Here is a 2,214-nt window from a genome sequence, read left to right as displayed (position 1 = left end):
GGAGTCACCTTGGCGTTTTGCAACGGTCCCCCAATACCCTGCAGGGCGGTCTGAATAGAGGTCGCCAGAGTGTTGATGTCGTTCGCTTCGTTATAGACGATCGTGGCCCGCTCCGTCGGAGATATGATCCCGTCTCCATTGGCGTCCGCCTGGAGCACAAACGTTCCCACAATATTCTGCTGCACAGCGGCGAACGGCTCGTACGTGGCCGAGATCGTCAGTTTCTGTACCAGCGTCGTCCCACCGTAGATCAGCGAGAACTGCCCATACTGTGAAGGAACGTTGTCGTTCAACACACCCGACGGCAGAGTGATCCGCTGGACCTCGTCCGTGAAATAGCGTGCGTAGATATTGGCTTCGGTCTGCGGCTGCCCCGTCAGGGGATCGATCATGGGCGATCCCGTATTGGGATCGATGATCGTATCATAGCGGGTCCACACAATGACGAAATCGCCATCCGCGTCCACCGCCAGTGACTGTCCCGAATTGGTGTTTCCAGACGCAATCACAGGCTGGACCGATTGATTGGCAAGCTTATCGAGGATGTCTACCGGCGTGACACTCAGAAGCGTCCGTTCTTCCAGAGCATCCACCCGCAGACGACGATGCTTTCGGGCAGGATGAGACTTCTTTCGCGGACGACGCAAGGAAGCCAGCAAGTTGGCGAACATAGAACCTTTCCTCTTCTGATGAGCAACCCGCTGTGTCAACATGATCGACCTCAACCTCTGTCGATGCTGGTCGGTTATTTTCCGAATCCTTTGTCCAGGATTGCGTCCTTCCCCTTTTGTGAGACCCCGTTTTCACACGGCCAAAAATTCCGCCCCCCTAGCGGCAGGTCGGATCCGCTTGCCACGCACTTCCCCTCACAAAAGCCGGATGAACGGACCTTTCGATGGGACGCTGATTCGGCACCTCCGAGATAATTTCTCCAGAATATCCATCTCCGCTGTTTTATCATGATTACGGGGGGGATAGACGTCAAGTCTTGGCCATGACGAGCCCTCTAACCGATTGGGGTTATGGATTGCCCCCGAACCGGTGACGGGGCTTTCGGCAAGAAGCCAACCGATTGAAGCGACTGGCCAGCCGGCCACCTGGGATGCGAGCGTCGGACGACTCCTGGTTGCTGGATTGATTGCCATCGTTCACGCCGTTTCGGCCGCGTTCAGCGCGTTTTCTGACCGTCCCAGGCTGGCCCACCCTCAACCTTTTGATCGCGCCGCCACAATGAAAGTTCCAATTTTCCGTAAAGTTCCGGATTTAACGAGCCGAAACTAGCTGGATCGCCCTGCCTTCGAAGAGTCGCTCTCGCGCTGCACCCGTTACCTTCTCGCCTGTCCCGCCATGACGATTCCCTCCCCCCCACAGGACGGGGATCACGGTTTGCTCAGCAGGATTTGTGCGGTATGCTCTAATGTGTCGTGATCGGCGGTGCGAGACATCGGCGCTGGTGCCTGTCGGAACACGGCTCTTTCGGTCGAGAGTACAATGCAATGGACCTGGGTTCCGCTGACCCGCTGCGATGCATGCCCGGCGTGGTGGGGAGGAAATGTCCCCACGCTGTTGCCGTCCGGCTCACCAGGCGACCCGGAACATCCGCCGGGCGGATATTGCCTGAAAGCTCAGGCAGCGTGACACGAAACTACGGATGACAACGAGGAAGGGAACACCAGGCTGAATGGTTTGATTCCGGATTGACATCAGGTGCGACGATGACTCCCCAACCCTCTCCGCTATCTTTCCTAGTGCCCAGCCGGTTTCTGCGTCCGCTTTATTCGAGCGTGAGAACGGCCAATGGGCGGATGCTTTCATTCACTTTCTATCTGGGAAGCATGACCGTGCTGGCAGCGACAGTACTGTCCGGCCAACTGGGCCTGGCCTCTCAAACTCACGCTCGGGACAGCACTGTCGCGGGGGCGGCAGCCGGCCCGGTAAATGAGATGTTTGTGAGCACTGCTGAAGACGAATCCGCTGGTCTGCAGGCGCAGGAGAAATCAGCCAGGAAAAAGACATCAAAGAGTCAGAGCAAGGCAACTCAGGGAAAATCAACGAGGACCAAGTCGTCTCCGTCCAAGGCCACGGAGCAGGCCGGGAACAACGCCTCGGTGCCGAAGGAGGAACCATCTCCCCAGTTTATCCGTTTGCAGAAAAAGAAGGGCGAACCGCAGTTTCTCCAGACGGCCATTGTCTCCTACAAGCCGCGTCCTCAAG

Annotated in this window: 2 protein-coding genes; one reads left to right on the top strand and one right to left on the bottom strand. The window is 57.4% G+C overall.

All coding sequences use genetic code 11. The features are described 5' to 3' along the window. The coding region (locus H5U08_RS16460; RefSeq protein ID WP_297035541.1) for a hypothetical protein at positions 1-671 on the bottom strand (671 nt) is incomplete at its 3' end. Between the two features lie 1,134 nt (positions 672-1,805). On the opposite strand from H5U08_RS16460, the gene H5U08_RS16455 reads away from it, so the two are divergent. Continuing rightward, positions 1,806-2,214: hypothetical protein (locus tag H5U08_RS16455; RefSeq protein ID WP_297035538.1), on the top strand; the 409-nt coding region annotated here is incomplete at its 3' end.

Source organism: Thermogutta sp., assembly GCF_014359955.1.
Lineage (GTDB): Bacteria > Planctomycetota > Planctomycetia > Pirellulales > Thermoguttaceae > Thermogutta.
Note: the sequence above shows the minus strand (reverse complement) of the source record. Positions and strands in the feature narration are given on the sequence as shown.